The 26294-nt window shown below is 36.8% G+C and carries 24 protein-coding genes and 1 pseudogene; all 25 read right to left on the bottom strand.

Annotated elements, in window-relative coordinates; genetic code table 11:
* Nucleotides 1-128 (bottom strand): 4Fe-4S cluster-binding domain-containing protein (locus tag Q0507_RS04640; protein ID WP_298713086.1); only part of this gene is annotated, 128 nt, incomplete at its 3' end.
* A gap of 247 nt (nt 129-375) precedes the next feature.
* Nucleotides 376-2526 (bottom strand): anaerobic ribonucleoside-triphosphate reductase, encoded by a 2151-nt coding sequence (gene nrdD / locus Q0507_RS04635; RefSeq protein WP_298713083.1) that lies wholly within the window; start codon nt 2524-2526, stop codon nt 376-378.
* Between the two features lie 244 nt (nt 2527-2770).
* Nucleotides 2771-3574: a tyrosine-protein phosphatase gene (locus Q0507_RS04630; RefSeq protein ID WP_298713080.1), complete on the bottom strand. Its 804-nt coding sequence runs from the start codon at nt 3572-3574 to the stop codon at nt 2771-2773.
* A 270-nt stretch (nt 3575-3844) separates the two neighbouring features.
* Nucleotides 3845-4291 (bottom strand): VanZ family protein, encoded by a 447-nt coding sequence (locus Q0507_RS04625; protein WP_298713077.1) that lies wholly within the window; start codon nt 4289-4291, stop codon nt 3845-3847.
* A gap of 36 nt (nt 4292-4327) precedes the next feature.
* Nucleotides 4328-5494: a nucleotide sugar dehydrogenase gene (locus Q0507_RS04620; RefSeq protein ID WP_298713074.1), complete on the bottom strand. Its 1167-nt coding sequence runs from the start codon at nt 5492-5494 to the stop codon at nt 4328-4330.
* Complete coding sequence (locus tag Q0507_RS04615) at nt 5495-6592, bottom strand: NAD-dependent epimerase/dehydratase family protein (protein WP_298713071.1); 1098 nt, start codon at nt 6590-6592, stop codon at nt 5495-5497.
* Nucleotides 6593-6618: 26 nt separating this feature from the next.
* Nucleotides 6619-8070, bottom strand: a complete 1452-nt coding sequence (locus Q0507_RS04610; RefSeq protein WP_298713068.1) for a lipopolysaccharide biosynthesis protein — start codon at nt 8068-8070, stop codon at nt 6619-6621.
* A 28-nt stretch (nt 8071-8098) separates the two neighbouring features.
* Nucleotides 8099-9115 (bottom strand): annotated as a pseudogene (locus Q0507_RS04605) (CapA family protein).
* Between the two features lie 82 nt (nt 9116-9197).
* Nucleotides 9198-10130 carry an ATP-grasp fold amidoligase family protein gene (locus tag Q0507_RS04600; protein WP_367268450.1) on the bottom strand — a complete coding sequence of 311 codons (933 nt, stop codon included), beginning with the start codon at nt 10128-10130 and terminating at the stop codon, nt 9198-9200.
* Nucleotides 10108-11349 (bottom strand): O-antigen ligase, encoded by a 1242-nt coding sequence (locus Q0507_RS04595; protein WP_298713064.1) that lies wholly within the window; start codon nt 11347-11349, stop codon nt 10108-10110. The genes Q0507_RS04600 and Q0507_RS04595 overlap by 23 nt, the downstream gene beginning before the upstream one ends.
* Nucleotides 11350-11368: 19 nt before the next feature.
* Nucleotides 11369-12436, bottom strand: coding sequence for a glycosyltransferase (locus tag Q0507_RS04590; RefSeq protein ID WP_298713062.1), 1068 nt, complete (start codon nt 12434-12436; stop codon nt 11369-11371).
* The gene (locus tag Q0507_RS04585; protein ID WP_298713060.1) at nt 12433-13482 is read right to left on the bottom strand and encodes an NAD(P)-dependent oxidoreductase; all 1050 of its coding nucleotides are present in this window, start codon (nt 13480-13482) and stop codon (nt 12433-12435) included. Before Q0507_RS04585 ends, Q0507_RS04590 begins: the two co-directional genes overlap by 4 nt.
* Nucleotides 13475-14197, bottom strand: coding sequence for a 2-C-methyl-D-erythritol 4-phosphate cytidylyltransferase (locus tag Q0507_RS04580; RefSeq protein WP_298713058.1), 723 nt, complete (start codon nt 14195-14197; stop codon nt 13475-13477). Before Q0507_RS04580 ends, Q0507_RS04585 begins: the two co-directional genes overlap by 8 nt.
* A gap of 9 nt (nt 14198-14206) precedes the next feature.
* Complete coding sequence (locus Q0507_RS04575) at nt 14207-15073, bottom strand: phosphorylcholine transferase LicD (protein ID WP_004697209.1); 867 nt, start codon at nt 15071-15073, stop codon at nt 14207-14209.
* 11 nt (nt 15074-15084) lie between these two features.
* Nucleotides 15085-15771, bottom strand: coding sequence for a sugar transferase (locus tag Q0507_RS04570; protein ID WP_298713055.1), 687 nt, complete (start codon nt 15769-15771; stop codon nt 15085-15087).
* Entirely contained in the window at nt 15765-16964 is a 1200-nt protein-coding gene (locus Q0507_RS04565; RefSeq protein ID WP_298713054.1) for a DegT/DnrJ/EryC1/StrS aminotransferase family protein, read from the bottom strand. The genes Q0507_RS04570 and Q0507_RS04565 overlap by 7 nt, the downstream gene beginning before the upstream one ends.
* 77 nt (nt 16965-17041) lie before the next feature.
* Complete coding sequence (locus Q0507_RS04560) at nt 17042-17653, bottom strand: CpsD/CapB family tyrosine-protein kinase (protein WP_298713052.1); 612 nt, start codon at nt 17651-17653, stop codon at nt 17042-17044.
* 1 nt (nt 17654) lies between these two features.
* Complete coding sequence (locus tag Q0507_RS04555) at nt 17655-19100, bottom strand: GumC family protein (protein WP_298713051.1); 1446 nt, start codon at nt 19098-19100, stop codon at nt 17655-17657.
* A 152-nt stretch (nt 19101-19252) separates the two neighbouring features.
* Nucleotides 19253-21079 (bottom strand): nucleoside-diphosphate sugar epimerase/dehydratase, encoded by a 1827-nt coding sequence (locus Q0507_RS04550; protein ID WP_298713048.1) that lies wholly within the window; start codon nt 21077-21079, stop codon nt 19253-19255.
* Between the two features lie 36 nt (nt 21080-21115).
* The gene (locus tag Q0507_RS04545; protein ID WP_298713047.1) at nt 21116-21859 is read right to left on the bottom strand and encodes a polysaccharide biosynthesis/export family protein; all 744 of its coding nucleotides are present in this window, start codon (nt 21857-21859) and stop codon (nt 21116-21118) included.
* A 414-nt stretch (nt 21860-22273) separates the two neighbouring features.
* The gene (locus Q0507_RS04540; RefSeq protein ID WP_004693374.1) at nt 22274-22984 is read right to left on the bottom strand and encodes an ABC transporter ATP-binding protein; all 711 of its coding nucleotides are present in this window, start codon (nt 22982-22984) and stop codon (nt 22274-22276) included.
* A 1-nt stretch (nt 22985) separates the two neighbouring features.
* Nucleotides 22986-23747 carry an ABC transporter ATP-binding protein gene (locus Q0507_RS04535; protein WP_298713045.1) on the bottom strand — a complete coding sequence of 254 codons (762 nt, stop codon included), beginning with the start codon at nt 23745-23747 and terminating at the stop codon, nt 22986-22988.
* An 11-nt stretch (nt 23748-23758) separates the two neighbouring features.
* The gene (locus Q0507_RS04530) at nt 23759-24769 is read right to left on the bottom strand and encodes a branched-chain amino acid ABC transporter permease (protein WP_008713655.1); all 1011 of its coding nucleotides are present in this window, start codon (nt 24767-24769) and stop codon (nt 23759-23761) included.
* Nucleotides 24769-25650 (bottom strand): branched-chain amino acid ABC transporter permease, encoded by an 882-nt coding sequence (locus Q0507_RS04525; protein WP_298713042.1) that lies wholly within the window; start codon nt 25648-25650, stop codon nt 24769-24771. The genes Q0507_RS04530 and Q0507_RS04525 overlap by 1 nt, the downstream gene beginning before the upstream one ends.
* A gap of 14 nt (nt 25651-25664) precedes the next feature.
* On the bottom strand, nt 25665-26294 hold a 630-nt coding region (locus Q0507_RS04520; protein WP_298713040.1), incomplete at its 5' end, for an ABC transporter substrate-binding protein.

Genomic DNA, 26294 nt, shown 5'->3' with positions numbered 1-26294 from the left:
GCATTAAAATCTTGGTATTCTTCGTTAAAACAATTATAACAACAATGTGTACACCCTGTTACAAATATAGATGTACGAATCCCTTCCCCATTGGCAATATCATATTGTCTTATTTGCCCATATCTCATCATAACCTCCATATCAGTGCCTATCAACTTTGACTAACACTATATAGATATATTTCAATTTTTTATATATACAGTAAAAGCTGTGCCTTAGGCACAGCTTTTACCATTTACAAAATTATCGTATTTAGAATTAAAATCGTATCTATTAAAATACTCACATCATTAGATGTGTATATAACAATTAATAACCTATATAAAGTCTACCTTAATATATAGAACAATTATTAAAACCATACCTCTAATAATCTTAAATGTGCATTACACGATCTTTAATTTCCTTTGTGCGCCCTTCATTCCAGAAGTTTTCGCCAAGGTATCCACAAGTACGACGGATAACAGTTAACTTATCGCGGTTTGTATTGTGGCAACGAGGGCACTCCCACTCGTTATGTTCGTTTACCTTGATTTCGCCATCAAAACCACATTCGTGACAGTAGTCAGACTTGGTATTGAATTCAGCATAAGAAATATGATCATAAATGTATTGAATCATAGTCAAAATAGCAGGAATATTATTAGTCATATTCGGAATTTCTGCATAGGAAATACAGCCACCTGTAGATTTCTTTTGGAACTCAGATTCAAAATTAAACTTATCAAATACATTAATCTCTTCACGTACATTTACGTGATAGCTATTAGTATAATAACCTTTATCCGTAATGTCCTCAATAATACCAAAACGAGCGCGATCCAAAGAAGAGAATCGATGGGTTAAACTTTCAGCAGGTGTACCATATAATGCGAAGCCTATGTTATGTTTAACTCGCCATTCATCAACAACGGCATTTAAGCGATCCATAATCTTCATCGCAAAAACGCGACCTTTCTCGCCTGTATTCGATTCACCGGTAATTAAGCGAGTTGCTTCATAAATACCAATATATCCCAAGGAAATAGTCGCATAACCGCCAGTCAAAAATTTAGCAATTTTCTCGCCTTTTTTAAGTCTTGCAATAGCACCGTGTTGCCAATGGATTGGTGACACATCGCTCACTACATCCTTAAGTAATTCATAACGAAGCATTAGTGCTTTTTCTGCCAACTCGAGTCGTTTATCTAAAATTTCAAAATATCGTTCTTCACTACCGCGGGCTAGAATGCCGATCTGAGGTAAGTTCAAGCTTACTACACCAATGTTAAAACGTCCATCAAACTTGTATTTACCATTTTCATCCTTCCAAGGAGATAAGAAGGATCGACAGCCCATAGGACTAAAAACATTACCTGAGTAGTTTTCCTTCATCTTTTTTGCAGAAATATAGTCAGGATACATGCGCTTAGCCGTACATTGTGCTGCCAATTCAGTTAAATAATAGTATGGACTATCTGGTGTTACATTATGCTCATCAAGAACATAAATCAACTTAGGAAAAGCTGGTGTAATATATACATCGGCTTCATTTTTTACACCTTTAATACGTTGGCGCAAAATTTCTTCTGTAATTAGAGCCGCTTCCTTAGCGTATTCATAATCAGGTTGGAAATACATAAATAATGTAACAAATGGAGATTGACCATTTGTAGTCATCAATGTGTTGATTTGGTATTGGATTGTTTGAATACCATCTTTAACTTCTTTGCGCGTACGTTTCCAAGCAATTTCACGAGCCTTTTCCATATTAGGCTCCATGCCGTAAATCTCAACTTGCTCTTCAATAACATTATCGAGGATTTTTTCATACGATTTACGTACAAATGGCCCCAAAATTCGGTCAATACCATTAATACTTTGACCACCATATTGGCCAGATGCTACTTGCGCAATAATTTGCGTTGTTACAGTACAAGCAACTTGGAAAGACTTAGGCGTATCAATTTTTTTACCATTGATTACTGTCCCATTTGTAAGCATGTCTTCCAAATTAATCAAGCAACAGTTAAACATAGGTTGGATAATATAATCCATATCGTGGAAGTGGATGGCTCCACTATCATGAGCTTCTAAAATATCGGTAGGAATCAATTTACGACGAGCAATATCCTTAGATACCTCACCAGCAATTAAATCCCGTTGGGTAGATACAATAGCAGCATCCTTATTAGAGTTTTCATCAAGAACACTTACATTGCTACGATCCAATAGACCGATTACATCATCATCAGTTGTATTTTGACGACGTTTGAAAGCTTGAACAGCTTTGTAACCTTCATAGGCACGTGCCGTTGCAGGATTATGATACTCAATCAACTTATAATACACTTGATCTTCTATAGCATAAATTGTCATGTCTTTTTGAAGCTTAGTAGCATATTCTTCAATTTCATTTGCAATACGCTGTGCCAAGCCCTCTTCGTACAACCCTGTACTACTATGTTCAGCCTTTTCAATGGCCAAAGCAATCTTGTTTTTGTCGAATGGTACCTTTGTACCATCTCGCTTAATGACCTGCAACATATTGGCAACCTCCCCATCTTGTTACTGCCAAAATATATGTTAAGAAGTATAAAAAGTATGGCAAATCACACTTTTTATAAATTTATATGTAAAAATGTGAAGAATTATTAGAAAAACCCTCTATTTTTACTGCCCTCTCAGTATACTATATATGGTGGTCGTTTTCAACCCCAAATACCATATAAAGTAAAAATAGGTTCCTTTACCTATGCCAATATGACATGGATAAAAGAACCTATATAAATTATAATGTAAAGCCAAATAAGCGAGTCAAAAAATTACCCTTTTTCCCCACCCAACTAGATGGGACAGAGGGATAAAATGTACGATTAGCCAAAAGATCACGTTCGTTAAGATGAATATTTAGCAATAAATCTTTTTTATACGTACTATCTAATTTAGAAATAGCTTCCAAATAACCTTGGTACGCCTCAACATCACAACCATTGCTATAACCAGTGCCAAAGAAATGAATTAAACCATTGCGATATAATTCAATAGCCCTATCATAGTTAGTATTGTCATAATTGAAAGATGCCATATTGCATTGAATCAAAATACCTTTATCAACCCATTCTAATAATTGTTCAGGTTTAGTAAATAATTGTCTATGAGTTTCTACTTCACTAATAATAGGTACAAGACCCATATCTAGTAAACTTAACAACCACGCATTAATATGATGTACTTTGCTATTTTGTGAAAGAGCAACTAATATAAAATGGCTATTTCCCAATGTATATTGATTGCGATGAAAAGCTATATATTCAACCATTTCATCACAAAGCATCACTCGAGCTCCACTGTGAATAGTTACATCTACTTGCTGTTCCGAAACCGCAACTTTGACTTCATTAACTAATGATTTCATAGCATTCCATGTATTTAGCTCCATGGATACTGTTACATCAGGCGTACTAAAAATATCTGTAATGCCTTGTTCAGACAAGGACTTAATCATTTTTACTGATTCTGCCATTGTTTGAGGCCCTTGTGGACCTAACACAGCCGGCAAAATGCAACCATGTAAATCTACCACGCGACTCATAATCTTTCCCTTCTACTTTCAATTTCTTTTACAGAAATCGTCCTCTTTCATAAAGTTCATGTTATTCTCATTTAATTCTGAAATTCATTTTACATTCACGATTATATCAAGGGACCGGTCGCTTGTATAGTGGTTTTTCTATAAAAATAGATAAATTATAATATGTTCATTTAATACAATTTTTATATATTCATTTATCTTTCATCAAAAACGACTCATAACATCTATGATTATGAGTCGTTTTTTACGCATCACGATATTAATAATTATTTAATTTTTAAATGTACTTTTATCATGACTAATATAATAAGCTAGTTTTACTATCGATATACCAATGATTACACCAATTGTATCGATCAATACATCAGAAAATTGAGAGCTACGACCTAGTGAAAATAATTGTATAAATTCATCAAAACTAGCTATTGCTACGCCTACTCCTATAGTTTTTGCTACTGTACCATATTCAATATAGCGACGTAGAATTGCATATAAAACACCGCCAAGAATTGTAAATTCTGTAAGATGGGCTAGCTTTCTAACAATCCTATTTAAGGCCCATATATTTCCATGAAAGCCTAATTTATAAGCTACAGGGGCAAACCACTCCGCAAACATAAGACTAAATCCATCAGAGGATCCTCCATTTTGCAGGGAATTATCCCATATAAAAAACACAATTAGACCTAACACAATATATAGGATCCAACGTTTCATACTACTCTCCTAAACGCCACAATACATATAGCTGCATCAATCTCTATCAAAAATATCTCTCGTATAAACTTTATCTTTTACACTTTCTAAGCTATTATCCCAGCGATTAGCTACAATAACATCACTGACACGCTTAAAGTCTTCAAAGTTACGAATAACTGGCGAGTTGAAGAAATCTTCTGCATCTAATGTAGGTTCATATACTACTACAGCAATGCCCTTCGCCTTAATACGTTTCATAACACCTTGAATCGCTGACGCTCTAAAGTTATCGGAATTCATTTTCATGGTCAAGCGATAAATACCAACGATTTTTGGATTTTTTGCAATAATAGCATCTGCCACATGATCTTTACGAGTTCTATTCGCATCAACAATGGCAGAAATCAAGTTTTGTGGTACATCATTATAGTTTGCTAATAATTGCTTTGTGTCTTTTGGCAAGCAATACCCACCATAGCCAAAGGACGGGTTATTATAAAAGTCTCCAATACGAGGATCTAAACATACACCATTAATAATTTGACTAGTGCTAAGACCACGTACCTCCGCATAAGAGTCAAGCTCATTAAAGTACGCTACACGCAACGCTAGATACGTGTTAGCAAATAATTTAATCGCTTCCGCTTCCGTAGAGTCAGTATATAACTGCGGTACATTTTCTTTAATAGCACCGTCTGCTAATAATTGACCAAAGCGACGTGCTCGGTCAGAGTCCTCACCTACAACGATACGAGATGGATATAAATTGTCATATAAAGCTTTACCTTCACGTAAAAATTCTGGCGAAAAAATTAGGTTTTCTGTGTTAAATTCTTCACGCATTTGTACAGTATAACCTACTGGTACTGTTGATTTTATAATCATTACCGCATCAGGATTAATATCTAGCACTGTTTTAATAACCTGTTCAACAGAAGATGTGTCAAAGAAGTTTTTTTGTGGGTCATAATTTGTAGGCGTAGAAATGATAACATAATCTGCACCTTTAAAAGCTTCTACTGAATCTAGCGTAGCTTTAAAGTTTAAATTCTTAGTTGCTAAATATTCTTGCAATTCAGCATCTACAATAGGCGCCTCTTTGCGATTTAACATATCCACTTTTTCTGGGATGATATCGAGGGCCACCACTTCATTGTGTTGAGCTAACAACACGCCATTGGAAAGGCCTACGTAGCCTGTACCAGCAATTGCAATCTTCATTTATTTGCCCTCCGTCATATAGAAATCTTTATACCATATGGCAAAACGTCTTAAACCTTCACGTAAAGTTGTATTAGGTTTAAAACCAAAGTCAGCTTCTAATGCACTCGTATCAGCATATGTAACAGGCACATCACCTAGTTGCATAGCCACTAACTCTTTATGTTCTTCAAAATTATAATCCTCTGGTAATACCCCGGCAGATACTAATTCCTCTGAAAGAATGCGCACAAAATCAAGCAGATTTTCTGGGTTGCTATTGCCGATGTTATAAATAGCGTACGGCGGCACTGGTAAGCCATCCGCACCATTACGACGCTCTGGCGCAGTAGACATAACCTTAGTTACACCTTTTACGATATCATCAATATATGTGAAATCACGCTTACAATTGCCATAGTTGAAGATTTTAATTGTCCCTCCACTGCGCAATGTATTTGTAAAACCAAAGTACGCCATATCTGGGCGACCTGCAGGACCATAAGCCGTAAAGAATCTAAGTCCTGTACTTGGAATGTTATAAAGCTTTGCATAGGAATATGCTAATAACTCATTTGATTTTTTTGTAGCTGCATAAAGAGATACAGGATTATCTACCTTATCATCTGTAGAGTATGGGATTTGTTTATTCACACCATATACAGAGGAAGATGAAGCATATACTAAATGCTCCACACCACTTTCACCATCGTCATAAGAGTGACGACAAGCCTCTAAAATATTAAAGAATCCAATAATATTAGCCTCTATATAAGCATCAGGGTTAGTAATGGAATAACGAACCCCTGCTTGAGCTGCTAGATTGACTACAACTCGTGGTTTGTATACATCAAAAATTTCATCAATAAAAGCCTTATCTGCAATATTTCCTCTTTTAAAAATCCATGTATTTTTATTGTCTTTGCTAATCTCGTCAATTTGTTGCAAACGATACTCTTTCAATGCTACATCGTAGTAATCATTAACACAATCTATGCCGATTATTTGAGTTCCTTCTGCTTCAGATAAGAGAGCCATAACTAAGTTAGCCCCTACAAATCCAGCGGCTCCCGTTACGAGGATTACCGTGTTGTTTAAATCTACATTTTTTGAAAGCATATGTACTCCTTTCATAGTTCTGTTAATTATGAGCGTCTTACTTTACCTAAAACTTTATTAACACCAGAAACAATAATAGTACGCTCAGATGGAATGATACATAAAATAGCCACATACAATAAAACGCATAACAGCATACAAGCTATCGTCCACCACACCGTATCATATAGATGTAAAACACTATATGCTATCCCCCCAACTATCGATGCGGTAATGAGATATACACTAATATTAGATAATATACGGAGCACACTCATATTGACGAACAGTGCCAAGAACAACATAGCTACAGCGAGCATTTCCATTCGCACTATGGAGCGAGCATACACAAAGGTAGTGAAATCATATTGAATACAAATATAAATAACTGGTATTAAAACAACTAAATGTAAAACTTGAGTCCAGAACGATAGGTTTGGCAAGCCTTTAGCACGGAATATTTCAGAAATTAGATTCGCTGTAATAGTCATAATAGCTGAGCTCAATGCCCAAGAACCTAATACAATACCCGCTAACTTCCATTGAGGACCTAATAATAGATGAACTACAAAATCTTGAAATACAAATAATCCTACCCCTATAGGCACTAAGAATAAAGCCATATAGCGTTGGAATGTAAAGAATGTATTCGAAAAGGCCTGTTGATCATGCTGTACTCGGCTTAAGGCCGCGAATAATACTGGTGCCAATGATGCTGTTGCCATAGCCATGACGGTAGTAACAATAGCCATTGACATCTTATATATACCCAAATAATAAGCATCAAGACATCGGCTAATGATAAATGTATCTACCCAGGCTGTAAGCCATATAGAAAATGCTTCTGCTAAAGACCATGCACTATAACTAAACATTTTCATAAAGACGCAACCGCTAAAGAATAAATTAATTTGATTTTTTCGACTCTTTAATAAGGCCAACGCCGTAAATAACTGGGCTCCTAATATACCAGCAATTAAAGACCAGTAATCGTAGCCCATAAGCGCCATTGGTATAGATATCAATATAGGTGTAAGAATTGTTATGAGCCTAATATTTAGAAGAAACTTAAAATTAAAGTCTCTTCGATACAATGCCATTTGAACACTACTAAAGGCAGATAAAGGAATCATAGCCCCCATCACAGCTAAAGGTATACCTAAACCATCATTACCTACTAAGATGGCCAATTCATCACGACCTATTATGATAGCGCCCCATAAAAGTAAAGAAAATACTAGGTTGGCAATAAAGGCCACATCTGTGGCCTCTTGCTTCTCTTGGGCACTTTCAAACTCATGCTGAACGAGAAATTTTTGAAAACCTGCATCAGCAAGCATTTCTGCAAAAGATATAACCATCATAATCGTCGCTAATATGCCGAATGCGGTCGGTGCTAACATATGGGCCAATATTATATTTGTCAGTGGTGTAATAAGCTTTGCCAAAACCTCTGTAATAACAGACCATTTAGCAGCAGCTACGATTTTAGTATCCATTATTTCTTATTGATATTCTTAACGCCTCTCAAGAATAGTTCGTGATGAGCTCGTGATGAGCTTCACATTCCAAATAGTTTTGTATTGCTAGATAACTTGTATTGCCCAAAATAAGTTCTACTAGTTTTCGTCCAACTAAAGCATTAATAGCGCGTACAATAAATGATCTACCTAAAAATTCACGCAAATAACGTTTTACATGAGTATCAGCAAAATTCTTATAAGCTTGAATCACAAAGTGAGAATCTTTAATTTCTTCACTACGTTTTCTATAAGCCTTTAATGTTTCTGCAGCTTCAACTTCTGTGGCTAGTCGTGTACCATTATCGGTTCTACGAATAGGCAATTCAGACACCACAAAATCATCCTTAGTAACCTCTACCGTAACTAACATCGCATCTTTTACAAATTCTTGATGATTTACAAAGAAATCGGAATTGAAGATAAAGTTACCTTGACCATAGATAATAGTGCTACCATTATAGTTTTCTCGAGAACCAATACAGTGACTATGTTGACAAACAACAAGATTTGCACCTTTATCGACAAACTTACGACAATAACGTTGTAACATTGGGGATGGATAACGATAGAATTCCTTGCCGCCGTGATATAAAACGATGACGTAGTCGCATTGGGCCTATAAAGCTTCCACTTCGTCAAAGCTTTCTAACACATCAAAGGGATTGGCCCCCATTGTATGACAAGTAGCTATGGTAAACTCATTCTCAGTGCACATATAGAAGCCTATGCGTACACCATCCTTTTCAAAAATAAATGGCTTCTTAGCCTCTTTCAAATTCGAACCCACACCACCATAAGCAATATCATGTTGTTTCAACAAATCTATGGTCGTTGTTAACCCCTCCACACCTTGATCTAATGAATGATTATTAGCCAATGTTAAGAATAGTGGTTCTAAAGACCTATCGCCGTAAACCGCTTTTGTAGAGGCAATTAAATTATTACCAAATTTTACAATTGGTGTTTTTGCATCAGTAAGAGGAACCTCTAGATTGAAAACATTTAGATCCGATTGCTTCAAAATTTCATAAAGCTCTTTTCCTACTAATGCTTCACCATTACCTGTTTCAAATAAATTTATATTAATATCCGTAGGGACAAAATCAGCTCCGATGTACAATTTCAAGATGTAACCACTCTCCTAACTCATAATCTCTTGATATAGGACGAAATCTTTCAAATCCAGCACCAGGAAATAATGTTAGTTCTCCAATATATAGGCGCCCTTTAATTTCATAAAAATCTACACGTAAAAATGGACATGCTTTGCTAAGCTCCGCCGCAACCTGTAGCATTTCACCATATGTATCTGGCTTTGGAAACTCTGTTGGTAATGGTGGATAATGTCCAAAATGAATTCCCATAGAATTCCAATCCATATCATAGAAGTTCATCCGAGTTCCTGTTTTAGAAAAACGATTAGAACAAACTACTGTTAACTTTGGCTCCCCATGAAAGGAATACATTTTATAATCTAATAAATCATCATTCCCCAATTCAGAAATATACTCTTCTGCAATGATTCGACGAGGAACGTTTTGATAAACCCACTCCCGCGCTATTCTTGAGTAATCCTGCCTTAATGAGGCCCTTAATTTAGCTTTAGCTGCTTCAAAGTCGAAGGTTGATTTATCTTTACAAATAACGATGCCACCACTATCATGGGTTATTTTCAACACAAATTGATTTGGCAATGCATCTATATCGATATCTTCCACAGAATCCCATACAGCTAAGGTTGGAATAACGTATTGTTCACCTACGTGTTTAGCAATAAAGTGTTTCGCCTCATACTTATCAACCATAATGATTTGTATTGGATTTCTATAATTGAGTTTAAGCCATTGTAATTTTTCACTAAAAGTCTTTGGATTCTCCAAATTTAAAGGATATCCCATATATTTAGGAAAAACTTTCTTTAAAAAGTCTTCATCAGACAAAGAGTCATAATAACCTAATTTAATTAACACTCTTGTACGATAGTAGGGTTTTGTTAAAAAGGACATGCCAACTTTACACAATTTGCTGAGCTTCATTTTTACGTCCTTTCCGAAGCAGTTGCACCTCTAAATAAAACAACATCATATAAAAATAAGTAATCTTACTTTCATAAGATACCAAGCCCATATCCATTACGATTTGTGAAAGGAATAGAATGAGCACTATTATATATTCATTACTATGGAAATCGCGATAGCGAATTAAGTTATAAGCTACATGAAGATACATTGAATAATATGCTATTAAACCAATAATACCCGTGCCAGCTAATAACTCAATATAATTGTTATGCAAGTAGTAATTATCTTTACCATACACGAAAAAAGTATATACAGATGGATTATTGATACCTACACCAGTTATGGGAGATTGATAAAATAAGTCCCATCCAATATCTACTAAAGCTAAACGAATAATAGTAGATGAGTCACCACCCGTACCTGTAAAGGCTTCCATCATGTTAGACATTCGGTCTAATACTTCAGAGAACATCGGCAATTGCAAAACCACAATACCTACAATGGTAAGACCTAGCAAGGAACCAATGATTTTTACAACTGAATTGACCACATTAGCACTACGAAAACTTTTAAAAACAAAGAGTAATATTGTCCCAACCCCGACAAAAACTAAGGCCTTACGACTACCTGTAGCTGCCAAAATACCAAGTGTTGGTAATGCAATGACATGCCACCAGCGAGGTCGATCGTACAGCATATAATACAAGGTCATAACGATAGCGTTGGCCCCTAAAATACCTACTGTATTCGCATTTAATGCATCATTGGCAATACGCGCTGAAGATGACAAAACAGTAATAAAATAATCTAAACCGTAGAAAAAAACGGTATAAAAACAAACTATATAGCCTGTCCACATGCCAAGCTTCAGTAATGTATCTACCGATTTTTTATCTTGATAGCACATGTATAAAATGATGAGCATAAAGAATATCTTGACGATATCAAAACTTCGACTCATAGCTACAGATGTATCTGTAGCATTAATTGCGCTCAAATAACAGACTCCAATAAAGAGCAGCATGTAACCATGCATCCAATTAAACCGTAGCTTAATAACGCCTTGTTCTCTTATGATATAAAAAATGATGAGCCCAAATAAACATACAAATAATACATACGCACCATAGTTCGCATCGCCAAGGGCAAAGGAAATGGTCAACGACAACACTAAAAAGATTAGAGTTATGAACCATATCATGCGGTCAGCAAGAGCCGTAATATTTAACTTCAATGGTTCCCCTCCTTACAACTCATAAAACTTCTAACCAACGTTTAGCGATTTTCCATAGTGGAAATTCATCGCGTACTTTGATGGCTTCCTGTGAGAGCTTATCTGCTAGTACAGGATCTTTTAATATACTGCGCATAGCTTCATACATAGCCTGCGTATCACCTACAGGCACTAGGATACCATTCTCTCCACTTTTAATTACCATGCGAGCACCGCCTACAGGACAGTCTGTAACTACTGCCGGCAGCCCCATGCCCAATGCTTCTAACATAGAATTTGAAATGCCTTCAAAATCAGAAGATGATACAAACATGGAACAAGGAGCTACCTTTTCTAAAATATTGCTAGCAAAGCCAGGCAATAAAACGCGATCTTCTAAATTAAGAGATTTAATTTGAGCTCGTAGTTCATCCTCTAATACACCTTGACCATAAATAACGAGTTTATATTCTGGAAACTCATCTGCCAACATACTAAAGGCATTGATCATCATAGGCAAATTCTTTTGTGGATGCAAACGACAAGCTGTAACGATTGTCTTTTCTCGTTCCCCTTCTATGGGTGGTGGCAATTTACCATTAATAGGATTTGGTATGATAACACCACGATTTTGCACAGATTTTGGAAAATAAGAACGAGCATCTTCCGTCTGAAATACTAGTGCATCTGCAAATCTAAAGGCAAAGTTGCGCAATGCTTGTTGATGCCAACCAATGGGAACTTTACGTGGATTATTGCGCTCAGAAAACACAATGCGATTTTTTATAAACCAAGAGCTAATCGCTAAGATAAAACTAGATGCAGACAAAAAAGATAAGCATGTCGCATTTGGTCTAGTCTTTAAGATTTTGATTAGTTCTTTTATTTCTTGCATAAAGCGAATGACTTTATTAGAGCTTGTAGTATGGATTTCAATTTGTTCAATACTTTCCTCTAACGCATATTCATTACCATATCGATTAGGGCTTGTTTGGATAACCGTAATATGATGACCATCATGTACCCACTGACGAGCCAACTCTGTTAATATTCGTTCAGCCCCATCATTACCAAGGGAGATGGTGACAATTATTATTTCCTTTTTCATAAGCCTTCCTCTCGGATATATTCAGCTAGTCTTATATAAGCTTGTGCCATTGATACCTTAGGTTGCCAACCGAGGGATTTTAACTTCTTAGAACTTAAAAACATATACACTGTCGGCGCATAGCCAAGCCCTTGCACATCGTTTGGAATATCAAAGATGACTTCACTCTTATCATTGCTAACATGAGTTGCCACTAAATGAGCAATGCTTGCAATAGAACGCGTCTCCTCATCATGACAAACATTATATGCTTCACCAGGTACCCCTGCTTTTAAAAGAGTTAAAAGCCCAGTTAAGGCATCAGTAATATAACAATAATTCGATATAGAATCGCCCTTTGTATGAAGTATAATAGCTTCTTTTTTAATAGCACTCTTAGTGAACTGCATAAAAACGCGATTATCAGCTACTGGAACACCTGGTCCAAAGGTTTGAGCTAATCTGGCTATTACAGCAGGAACGCCATACTCCACAGCATAGGACTTGCAATAACATTCACAAAGTCTCTTGCTTTCGGAGTAGGAGCTACGAACATTTAGGTGATCCAAATATCCTATTCTTTCCTCTGTCATAACTTGGCCAGATTCATAAGGTACCCCATATTGCTCCATACTGGATAAATAAACTAGTTTCTTTACCTTTTGACGGCGACCTAACTCAAGCATGGCCTCCGTACCATAAATAGAGGTACGGATAGTTTCTACAGGATGTTCTACAAAAAACTTAGACTGTGTTGGTGCTGCTCCATGCAAAATATAATCACATGGCACATCAATAGCTTCTAATGAACCATCCACTAGAGCTAACGACTTATTATCTAAATACTCACCAAGAATAGTTTTTGCCTTTTCATGGCTTCGCACATGACCAATCACTCTTAAATCCAGGTCATGAATCTCATTGGCAAGTATAAGTAATTTTATAAACATCGATCCAATAAGCCCCGTTGCACCTGTTATAAGAATGCGTTGATGACGGAGGAAATGAAAGTATTTTTTTTCATGTACTAAAGCCGTTAACTCACGTTGAATAACGGAATTACTCATCTTTTAATCCTCCTAGCTCACGATTTTTAATAATCCCTGTGAACATATAATAATCAGATGGAGTTGTAATCTTTATATTTTCAGTTTCCCCTAACACAGGGTATAAAGTATAACCATAGTGCATCATCATCGATGCGGAATCAATAAAGTCATGAATACCCTCATCTTTTGCACGATTATGAACTGATATAATATCATCTAATCTAAAGCTCTGTGGAGCTTTAGCCATAAGACATTCATTGCGATTTAAAATGTGCTTAATAGAACCATTTTGGGTAACCATAACCGTTTCGATAGCTGGAGTAACAGTAATGGCAGAACCCTTTAATTCTACAGATTCAATATTTCTCTCTATAGTAGAATTATCTACAAGTGGACGAACCCCATCATGAATCAATACAGTCACCGCATCATCAGGAAATAAGTGCTTAGCCTCTACTAGCCCATTATATTGGGATTCCAAAGCACTTTCACCACCAGGCACAATGGATAATACCTTTTGTAACCCCGCCTTTTCTATGAGTTGTTTAGTATGATCAATCCATTCTGCTTTACAGGCAAGAACAATCCCATCAATAGTCTCCGTTTGTTCAAATACATCTAAGGTTTGAATCAAAATCGGTCTACCGTTCCATTCTAAAAATTGTTTTGGCGTCTTGCTATTTTTCATACGAGCACCTACGCCACCCGCAAAGATTACTGCTATTCGTTTCATAGGCCCTCCTTATGGTTGAGCTTCTTTTTTGGCATAATGTATGCCTTTATACTCCTTGTAAGGTGTATGTAAATCAGCAAATACTGCATCATGTTTTGCTACACGTTGCTCTACAGGTGGTAATTGCATATAGTCGCCCCAAATAAGGCGCAAATATCTCTCATACCCTTTCATAACAGGTATTTGATGACCTTCAAAGTCTTTATATACAACAGAAGCAAAGTCCTCTCTAGGATGACGTAGCTTCATACCTTTTAAGCTACCGATTAACTCCGTACACTCATCACTCGTATCAAAGTCGTATTGAGTCATTCTCTTTTCTGCAAATCGCCAAATATGATAGCGTATAGATTGACTTGAAAAGATTTTATAAATATAACCCGCTAAAGCGCGATATGTTGGTCCCTTATTATCAGGCAAACGCTGTGCATTAAAGAGTGCAAAAGTCATGGCCCACATCAACTGCAATGCACGACTAATTTTGCCGGGTGCACAGCCATCGATAGGCATAATTTCAAGTGCCAAACCATGACAAACATCTTCATGCATACTATGACGATTGATAAAAGTCGTATTATTGTCTCTAATAGAAGCTCCTGCATCATGATAGATATGATTGCGATCAGTACGACAATACGTAAATCGTTCAGTATCAGCATATTTTGGCCATAATTCAGCTAACTTTTCATAATCTGGACGAGGCATGAAAAGATCTAAATCATCATCCCAAGGGATAAAGCCGTTATGACGTATAGCCCCAATGAGACCACCGCCGCAAAGATAAAAGCGCAAATTATGTTTATCACAGAACTCTTTAAAGTACAGCAACATATTCAGCTCTTTTTCTTGTATTTCCTTTGTCATAGATGTACTCATAGGGACCTCTTTCAACGTAATACAGCTAATACTGTATCAATCATCGTTTTTATATCTTGTAAAAAAGAAAACTCCTTAATACTCCTTAAATTCCAAGCCATCTTACCCGGTAAAACCTCATTTATATAGACTTCATCAACATTCTGAGTATTTTGTAAAAGTTGATCTTCATCTTTATAAGTAATACTGGCAACACTGGTAATACCAGCAGGTAATAATAAGGTAGCTTTCATTTCATCTGTATAAGCAGCCACATAACGTGGAACCTCAGGTCTTGTACCGACAAAGCTCATATCTCCTAAAAGGATATTAATAAGCTGAGGCAATTCATCGAGACGACAGTTGCGAAGCATAATGCCTACCTTCGTAACGCGCATATCATTTTGTGATGTCACTTGTGCACCTAAAGATTCCGCATTCTTTACCATAGTACGGAACTTATAGATGCCAAAGGTACGACCGTACTGTGTCACTCGAGTTTGACGAAAAAAAAACTCTCCCTCACTATCTCGTTTAATCATGATGGCTAATACCAAAAATACAGGACTTAATGTAATAAGCAGTCCCGCTGCCATTACGCGGTCAAAAATGCTTTTACAAAGAAGGCTTGTACGTCTTTGATTTAATATTTCAAAATAGGGACGAACCGCTTCACACTGTAGCTCTTGTGGTAGATCATGAAAGTTCTTTACTAGCATTCGGTAATAATCCTTTTAAACTGCTCAATGATATATTGCACCTCATCATCTGTAAGGAGCGTATGAAGTGGCAATGTAATTTCATTCTTAAATTGGTCATAAGCATTTGGATACTCATCGATTGTAAAGCCTAAGTTTTTGTAAGCCGTATGCATTGGAATTGGCTTATAGTGAACATTCGTTGCAATGCCAGCCTCAGCCATAGCTTCTATAACCTTATTGCGATATTCCGCATCACGGCCATCTAAACGGACTAAATACAAGTGACCACTACTCTCATGCTCATCTGTATAATGGTTCAACAATGTAACAGGTAAATCCTTAAAAGCTGTATCATAAGCTTCGATAATTTCTTTACGACGTGCCAAAAGTTTTGGGTATCTTTCAAATTGAGCTAGCCCAATAGCCGCCATGATATCCGTCATATTACATTTATAATAGGTACCTTTAATATCATATTCCCAAGCACCTGCTTTTGTTTTTGCAAGAGCATCCTTATCTTGACCATGCAAAGATAGCAATTGGAATTGCTTGTAAATAGTTTCATCATCAATACCATCTATATGGCGCCATGTAGCACAGCCACCTTCAGCAGTAGTAAAGTTTTTTACTGCATGAAAGGAAAAGCTGCTAAAATCGCCTACATTACCTGTTGGTACCCCTTTATAAGAAGCACCAAAAGAATGCGCACAGTCCGCTACGATAGGAATATGACCTAATGCTGATTGAATATCATTAGATGGTGTAAAGAGAGCTTTCTTTTCCTCTACAATGGATCGCAAACGTTCATAATCACAAGGCACACCCGCAATATCCACAGGGATGATAGCCTTTGTTTTTGGTGTGATAGCGCGAGCGACTGCATCGTAATCCATTTCATAGGAATCTTTTTGTGTATCAACAAGTACTAATGTAGCGCCTACATGAACTACAGGACTCGCACTAGCTGTATATGAGTAAGCACTAGTTATGACTTCGTCTCCAGGTCCAATTCCCAATACACGAAGGGACATTTCAAGCGCTGCAGTAGCAGAGTTTAAACAAACGGATTTAGGTGTACCTAATTGGTGAGCTATCTTTTTTTCTAATTCTTTAGTACGAGGACCTGTCGTAATCCACCCACTTTTTAAGGCTTCAACGACTTCATTGATTTCTAACTCTGTAATATCTGGAGGAGAAAAATTAATTCTCATATACATCACCTCAATACTTTCTGTACCATATTGATACACTTGATTTATCACATAGAATGTTGATTAAAACAGTTATATTACGCGTCAATCACGATAGATCCTAAAAGAGGAATGCCCACTTGTGAAAGGCGTTTCTTAGCTTCAATCAAATCTTTTGGACTAGCTACTTCATTTTTAACAACTAGTATTACACCATCTGATTTTTCAGCCAATACAACGGCATCTGTAACAGATAATACTGGTGGTGTATCGATGATAACCACATCATATTCATCACGTACATACTCAAGAATCGTAGGTAATTTGCTGGAGTCTACAATATCAGATGGATATTCAACAACTTCACCAGCCGTAAGCACATCCAAATGAGGCACTACATTACGATGAATCGTCAAATCTTCATCCATCATTACCGCATTTGTAAGACCTTTATTTTGTACATCAAAGGCTATATGTTGTGCTGGATTGCGTAGATTGCCATCTACCAGAAGAACTTTATTATTATTTTTAGATAAAGCTAATGCTGTATTAGCTGCCACTTCAGAAGTTCCTTCACCACTAGTAGCCACAGTAATACAAATAAGTTTACATTTATGTTGGTTACATACATATTGAAGATTGCTACGCAATGTACGGTATGCTTCCACAAGTGGTGTATCACCACGTTCATTAGAAATTAGTCTAATCATATTAACCTCTCACTTTGCGCAACAATGCTACGATACGATTACTAGGCTCTTCGTATTCTTTTTCTTTATGATTTGGAATTACACCCAGGTTTTGAATACCAAGAATATCATTAATCTCTTGTACAGATTGAACTTTGCGATTACCGAGGAATTGGCCCAATGTATAGAGGCAACCAAAGATGAGGCCTAAAATGGCAGAGCCTAATAGAATTAGAACCTTACGCGGAGAAATCGCCTTTTCTGGCAATGTAGGAGGATCAACGATTTGAACTTCATTCGGTACCATAACCTCTGCTACCTTCGCTTCTTCTAAGCGAGTAGATAACATTTGATAAATATCTTGTGCCACATCTACATCACGTTTTGCTTGGATATAACCGCGTTCTTTTTCAGGTAAGCCCTTCATAGCTTCTTCGTTTACTTTATCTAGCTCAGCTAATGTAGATTGTTTACCTTGTGCTACTGCTAAAGCAGCTTCATTTTTAAATTTATCCGCTAACAAGCCTTGTTGTGCAGAATTACTAGATGGTGCTTGTTGAGATGCAATGGCATTAATTTCAGCATTTAAACCGCTCTTAGCCTCTTCAATTTGTTGATTAATCTCTTTCATTGCTGGATGTTCATCAGTATATTTACCAACGTAAGAAGCTTTACGAGATTCTAGATCTGCTAACTGCCCTTTATAAGCTTGAACCGTAGCACTATCGGCAATACTTTTACCAGCAGAACCTAATTGCTCATTGATACTACCAAGTGCAGCTTGTGCTGTTTCTAAATCAAGTTGATTTTGAGCTTTCTCACGATCGATAAGAGTAATCTTATCGGTTAAGCCTTTCATTTGATCTGCTGTAGAGTACACCTTATTATCTATTTGAAATTGTTGTAATCTCTTTTCTGCCTGCTCTAATTCAGTTTTTGCAGTAACAACGCGTTTCTGTAAGAATTCACGAGTAGTTCGTTGTTCAACATGAGAAATTTCAGCAAGGCGTTTCAAAAAAGTATCAATAAGTAATTTATTAGCTTCTTGTGCTTGCTCAGGACTCTTACCTGTTACACTTACTTGCAATAACTCGGTTTCTTTATACGGTTTAGTTTCAATGCGAGTTTTAACAAAATCTTCGTACGTCGGTGCATTACCAGTACCTTCAGGATCTTCTATTGCAGCAATCACTGGCTCTACTACATTACGGCTTTTTAAAATTTCTGCATCTGTGTTCATCAATTGACGAGACATAGAATCAGAATAGCCATTAGCACTAGATAATACAGAATTGCTCAAACCTTGTGCCTGTTTAATGCGCAACATAGATGTAGATTGATATGTAGATGGTGCTAGAAAGGCATACGCACCACCTAAAACCATACATGCTACCGTAAAATTAATAATTTTACGACGCTTTTTAACGAGGATTCTACCGACCTCTTTTAAATCAATAATTTGTTCCACCCATATACCCCTTTCTGTAAAAGTATACAAACAACAGGGTCTCTCCCGCTTAGAATATTAACTGTACCTAACCCTCTCAAGAAAAATACAATATCGATAAAAATTAAGATAAATCTGTACATATAGCTGGTAATAAATGTATCAGCCAAAATCTATACATTATGATTTGGATCATATGTAGAAATGATATCCTGCAACACATTAATTACATCTATATCAGTTTTACATGTATCAAAGCGCTCTATTTCACGACTTAGCCATTCTTGATCAACATCTTCTAAAGCTGCTTCAAAAATTTTCTTATGTGTTGTAGTGTTCGTACCCTCTTCAGCAGTCAACAATTCTTCGTATAACTTTTCACCTGGACGCAAGCCTGTAAATTCAATACGAATATCCTTATTAGGCTCAAAGCCAGAAAGGCGAATCATATTTTTAGCCAAATCGACAATTTTAACCGGTTCGCCCATGTCTAAAAGGAACACTTCGCCCCCATTCCCCATGGCACCAGCTTGAAGTACTAATTGACTAGCTTCAGGAATAGTCATAAAATAACGCGTCATTTCCGGATCTGTAACGGTTACAGGGCCACCTGTTTCAATTTGTTTACGGAATAAAGGAATAACCGAACCACGGCTACCAAGTACATTACCAAAACGAACTGTTATAAACTTAGTATCATATGTGTGATTCATACCAAACACAACTTTTTCAGCAACCCGTTTTGTAGCGCCCATAACGCTGGTTGGATTCACCGCTTTATCCGTGGAAATCATAACAAATCGATCTACTCCATGAGCTCCAGCTACATCCGCAACATTACGAGTACCATAAATATTATTTAATACCGCAGCAATTGGCTGTATTTCCATAAGCGGCACATGTTTATGAGCTGCAGCATGAAATACTACATCAGGATTATAGTTTTTAAAAATTTGCTCTAGTTGATTCTTATCACGAATATCTGCAATGATTGGAACCAAGGTACCTTCAGGCGCAATACTACGTAATTCTTGATGAATAAGATAAATACTATTTTCACCATGACCAAGGAGCAATAGCTTTTTAGGTTTTACACGTAAAACTTGTCGACAAATTTCAGAACCAATAGATCCGCCCGCACCAGTAACTAAAACCACTTTATCCTTAAGATATGTTTCAACTTTGGACGTATCGAGCTGAATCTCATCACGCTCCAATAAGTCCTCGATTGAAACAGGATGTAAATGAGATACAAGAACTTCATCATCAAGTAATTGGTACATCCCCGGTAAAATATTGATTTTACACTTTAAAGGAGAACAAATTTCCATGATTTCCTGAATAATATCTCGCTTCACGGAAGGCATGGCAATAATGATTTCTTCTACCTTATACTTAGCAACTAATGCAGGAATATCTTCCCGGTTCCCTAGAATTCTAAAACCATTCATAAGACGATTATGTTTAAACATATCATCATCAACAAAACCAATCACTCGACGAGAACGCTTATGATATCGTTCAATTTCACGAGCTATAGTCGCACCTGCATCACCGGCACCTATGATCAATGTATTCACTTGGCCACTTTCATCATCGTCTCCACTGCTATAGTGAAGTGCCACATAATGAAGCAACATCCGCCCCATACCAATAGTCCCTGTAATGAGGATCCATATAATAAAATAAATTGAACATGGTAATGATTTACCAAATACAAGCATAGAGGAATAAAATAAAGCCGTACCAATTGTGGTAGCTGCCAATATTGCTAATACTTCTCGCATCCCTGCATAGCGCCAAATACGGGTATATAAATACATTATCAAGAACATCAACATATACGATGTAAGCAATAATGGAAGTGCATCTACCATTTGATTAATATATTGAGGTTCTATATACCCATCAAATCGAATAAAGAGACTGATAAAAGCAACGATAACAATCGTCACAATATCGGCAATAAACAATATGGATGGTAATAAATATGAACGCAAAAAAACGCCCCCTTATATAATAGATATCGTCTATCTTTAATCCTTACCTATTCGAGATACCATGTAAGCCCCTGTTAAGATTGGAGCAATATCACGAGCAAAGTTAATACGACTGTTTTTAGTTAAGTACAAAATATCTCCTTCACGCATAATGTAGTTTTCAGACATATCCCCAGTTTGTAAAATGCGATTCAAATTGATAGAAATAGGTTTTTCTGGATTATCTTGATGAATCAAGTAAATTTTCTTCTTTGCTGTATCCCAGTTAAAGCTACCAGCAGCACCAATAGCATCGATAACTGTACTAGACTTAGTCAACGTATAAGCGCCAGGCTTGTTAATTTCACCAAATACATATACGCGAACGCCGCCCAATTTCGATACATTTACTGTGATATCAGGATTAATGATATAACGAGACAAACCTTGCTGTAACTCAGCTGTAAATTCATCTACAGTTAAGCCATCTGCTTTTACAGCACCAACCATAGGGAATGATACATATCCATCTGGACGAACGGTATACATAATATCATTACCATTGCGCGTACCCAGATCTGCTTGCTGAACCACTTGAATGTTCAATTCATCTCCTTGGCGTAGGCGATACTCTTTATCAGAGCTAATTACAGATGCACTAGTTTCTAATGGTGCATGATTTTCCGTTTGTACGTTCTTAGCATTATGAGGCTGATTAGTATTTATATTAACTGGTGTAGCCATAGCCATTGTTGTAGTACATAAGAATGCAGCCATCATCATATACTGTTTCTTCTTCATACTTACCTCTTTTTTATATTTAACGTTTTCAATATGTCATTTAATTATTGAGATTTTTTATAATTAAAATCAGTCATGCTATTTTATCATTTTTTTAAAAATACTTCTACAAACCTAGAACGTTCCAAACGAACTTCATTAAACTTTCAATTAAAAATCCTTATAAATACGTTGTTTGCATTATATGTTCATGAATTGTATTTTTTATTTTTTCATTCACAGTTCACTAGTTTTAATGTTAATTCTCAATAAGATATTAAATTATTTTTAAACTCTTTTCATCGGCAGTTCACAAAATAGTGGTAGATTTATCAAAAATATTGATAAAATAAAAAATAAGGTATATATACTTGGTTCCTAGTATATATACCTTATTTAAAATTTTAGACAATGATATCCTATCTGTACATTTGATTATTCAACACGACCGCCTAAATAGGCTTCCATAACACGAGGATTATGGCGTACTTCATCAGCAGAGCCAGACAATACCATTTTACCAGTCTCCAAAACATACGCATAATCAGCAATCTTCAATGCTTGACGTACATTTTGTTCTACTAAAAGAACGGTTGTTCCATCGGCACTAATTTCTTTAATGGTTTCAAAGATCTCATTTACTACTAAAGGTGCAAGACCCATGGATGGTTCGTCTAGTAATAACAACTTTGGACGAGCCATAAGTGCACGACCAATAGCGAGCATTTGCTGTTGACCACCTGATAAAGTACCTCCTAATTGATAGCTTCGTTCATCAAGAATAGGGAATCGTTTAAATACCTTTTTGATATCTGCTTCAATTTCTTTATCTTTACGTGTATAAGCCCCCATTTCAAGGTTCTCATAAACACTCATATCTTGTAGAATTTGACGCCCTTCAGGAACTAAGGAGATACCATTTTGTACAACTTGGTGAGTTTGACGACCTGTAATATCTTGGCCTTCAAAAATCACTCGACCAGATGTGGGTTTTACAAGCCCCATAATGGTCTTCATCGTAGTAGTCTTACCAGCGCCATTAGCGCCAATAAGAGATACTATCGAACCTTGTGGAACCTCTAGACTTATATCTTTTAAGGCTGTAATATGTCCATAACCAGCCACAATATTTTCTAGCTTTAACATATTACACCTCCTCTTTACCTAAGTAAGCTTCAATTACAGCCTCATTATTTTGAATTTCTTGAGGTGTACCTTCTGCAATTTTCTTGCCAAAGTTAAGTACTACCAAACGATCACATATATTCATCATCAATTCCATGGCATGTTCGATAACTACAACGGTAATACCTAGGTCACGAATCTTGCCAATCAATTGACGCAGAACTTCAGTTTCACTATCATTCATACCTGCTGCAGGTTCATCAAGCAAGATCAATTGAGGATGTGTCGCTAAGGCACGAGCGATTTCAAGACGACGTTGTTTACCATACGGTAATGATGTTGCAACCTCTTCCGCATCTTCTTCAAGCCCCACAAGCTTTAAGAACTCATAGGCAATGCCACGACAACGTTCTTCTTCGATGCGTTGACGTTTTGTTTTCAAAAAGCTAGATAAAAATCCAGATCCAGTACGACAATGCATACCGGTTAATACAGTTTCAAGAGCGGTCATATTGCCAAAGAGACGAATATTTTGGAAGGTACGAGCAATCCCCATTTCAACAGTTCTATGAGGTTTAATGCCTACAACAGACATACCATCAAATACAATTTCACCAGAACTTGCAGGGAATACACCAGTAATCAAGTTGAAGAGTGTGGTCTTACCAGCACCATTTGGACCGATAACACCAAATACCTCACCTTGTTTAACACCAAAGGATACACCTGTGAGAGCTGCAACGCCACCAAAGCTTTTACTTACTTCATTTAATTCTAATAGCATTCAGTTCCCTCCTATCCTTGTTTTTCTTGTTGTTTACGCTTATATGCTTCAAAGCGTTCTGTTAATACTTGTGATTCTGGAATATATGGAGCTTTCTTAAAGCCTAATTTACGGCTAATTTTATCCACCATGGATTCTGTTAAAATACCATCTGGACGAACAGCCATCAAGATTACTAGCAAAGCACCATAAATAATATCGCGATAGTCGGATAAGAAACGCAATACCTCTGGTAGTAATGTAAGAATAAAGGAACCTAGTACGGACCCCCATACTACATTGGAACCACCAAATACAGGGAATAACAAAATTTGTACGACTTTATGGTAGCTGAAATCTGTAGGATTGATAAAGTTTGTAATATGCGCATACAAACCACCGCCAATACCAGCGATGAAAGCACCAATGATAAAGGCCATCATCTTGTAGTATACAACGTTAATACCCATCAATTCTGCTGCATGATCATCAGCCTTAATCGCTGCAAAGGCACGACCCACACGGCTATTATTAATCCGTACACAAAAGGCGATAATCAATACTAAAATAGCTAACAAAATAATGATAGCCATTAGATTGCCCCATGCAACAGCATCAATGCCCATTAAACCATCGAGATCAAATTCATAGGCATAATTTGTCAATTCTTGAGGAATGGATGGAATACCAGAAAGGCCTAATGCACCATTTGTAATATCCAAATTCAAGAAAATAACACGCACAACTTCGCCAAATCCAAGTGTAGCAATGGCAAGATACAAACCTTTAAGACGTGTTGTTGGCAAACCGATAATAACAGCCACAAGACTAGCAACTAAGCCACCAATAATAATGCCTACAACGATAGGCAAATCAGCTTTCAAAGAAAGAATAGCGCCTACGTATGCACCAACACTCATAAAGCCAGCAGCCCCTAAAGAAAGCTGTCCACTTGCCAGTGTGAAATAAATTGAAATACCCATGATGGCATTAATGATGAAAAACATCACGATCTGTAGATAATACGGGTTTAATAATTCCATTACGGTCTACCCCCTTTATCTTTAGATCCAAACAAGCCTTGTGGGCGCCAGAATAATAATAGGATTATGAGACCAAAGGCCACAGCATCACGGAATGTAGATGCACCATAAGCAACAGAAAAGATTTCTGCTACACCTAAAATAAAGCCGCCAACCATGGCGCCTGTAATATTACCAAGACCACCTAAGATAAGTACTGCCAGACCTTTAAAGCCTATAATAACACCCATAGTAGGCTCAATAGCATTAAAGGACAACCCTACCAATACACCTGCCGCTGCACCTAAAGCAGATGCAATCATAACAGTAATAGATATAATCATTGTTGGATTGATACCCAAGAGAGCTGCTGTTTCCGTACTCATGGATACAGCGCGAATAGCCTTACCAATCTTAGTTTTCTTAATAACTATATTTAAAATCAGCATTAGCACAACAGAAACGCCTAAACCAATAATTTGTACCATAGAAATTTTGAAAGCTCCAAAGTCGATTAGGCCACCAATATAGTCTGGTGGGAATGATCTAGTTTGAGGGCCCCAAAGCAATAATGCCAAGCTTTCAATAAAGATGGAAACACCGATGGTACTGATAAGTGGTGCCAAGTGAGACACCTTTTTCTTGCGTAGTGGACGAAGCGCCACAAATTCTAAAAGATAACCGAGGATAGCACCTACAGCCATAGCTACGATAAGGGCTACAAAAATGTTAACGTTAAAAATTGTTACCATAAAAAGACCAACGAAGGCACCTATCATAAAGATGCCTCCGTGAGCCATGTTGATAATATTCAAAACACCGAACACAAGTGTTAAGCCAATAGCGAGTACAGCATATAAGCTACCGAGGGTTAACCCGTTAACTAATTGTTGTAAAAACACTATACTACCTCAACTTATTTTGTTAATGCGTCAAATTGACCGTTTTTAATTTGTAATACTTGAACTTCCATGGAAGGATCGCGTTTTTCGTTGAACTTGAATTGACCAGTTACACCAACGAAGTCAGCAATGTTTTTCAATGCTTCCCGGAATTTTTCGCGATCAGTTGTAGAACCTGCTTTTTTCAAAGCTGCTTCATAAAGATATACTGCATCGTATGCTTGTGCTGCGAATTGGTCAGGTTCTTTACCATATTTAGCTACATAAGCTTTACGGAAGTCTTTAACCTTTTGGTCTTCTTTATTAGGGAACCAAGGTGTACCAACGATAACGCCATTAGCCGCATCGCCAGCAATTTTAATGAATTGTGGACTATTGAAGCCGTTCGAGCCAACTACAGGTTGATTCATACCCATTTCACGCATTTTTTTCATGATAAGGGCACCTTCTTGGTAAAGGGATGCAACGATGATTACATCTGGTTTAGCTTGTTGAATCTTAGTCAATTGTGCAGAGAAGTCAGTATCTTTATCTGCAAATGTTTCAGTATCAACGATTTGTACACCTACAGATTCCAATGCTTTACGAGCTGTATTGTTTACAGATACCATTTGGTCATTGTTGTTAGAGTACATAATAGCTGC

It is taken from the genome of uncultured Veillonella sp. (assembly GCF_938010505.1).
GTDB lineage: Bacteria > Bacillota > Negativicutes > Veillonellales > Veillonellaceae > Veillonella.
Note: the sequence above shows the minus strand (reverse complement) of the source record. Positions and strands in the feature narration are given on the sequence as shown.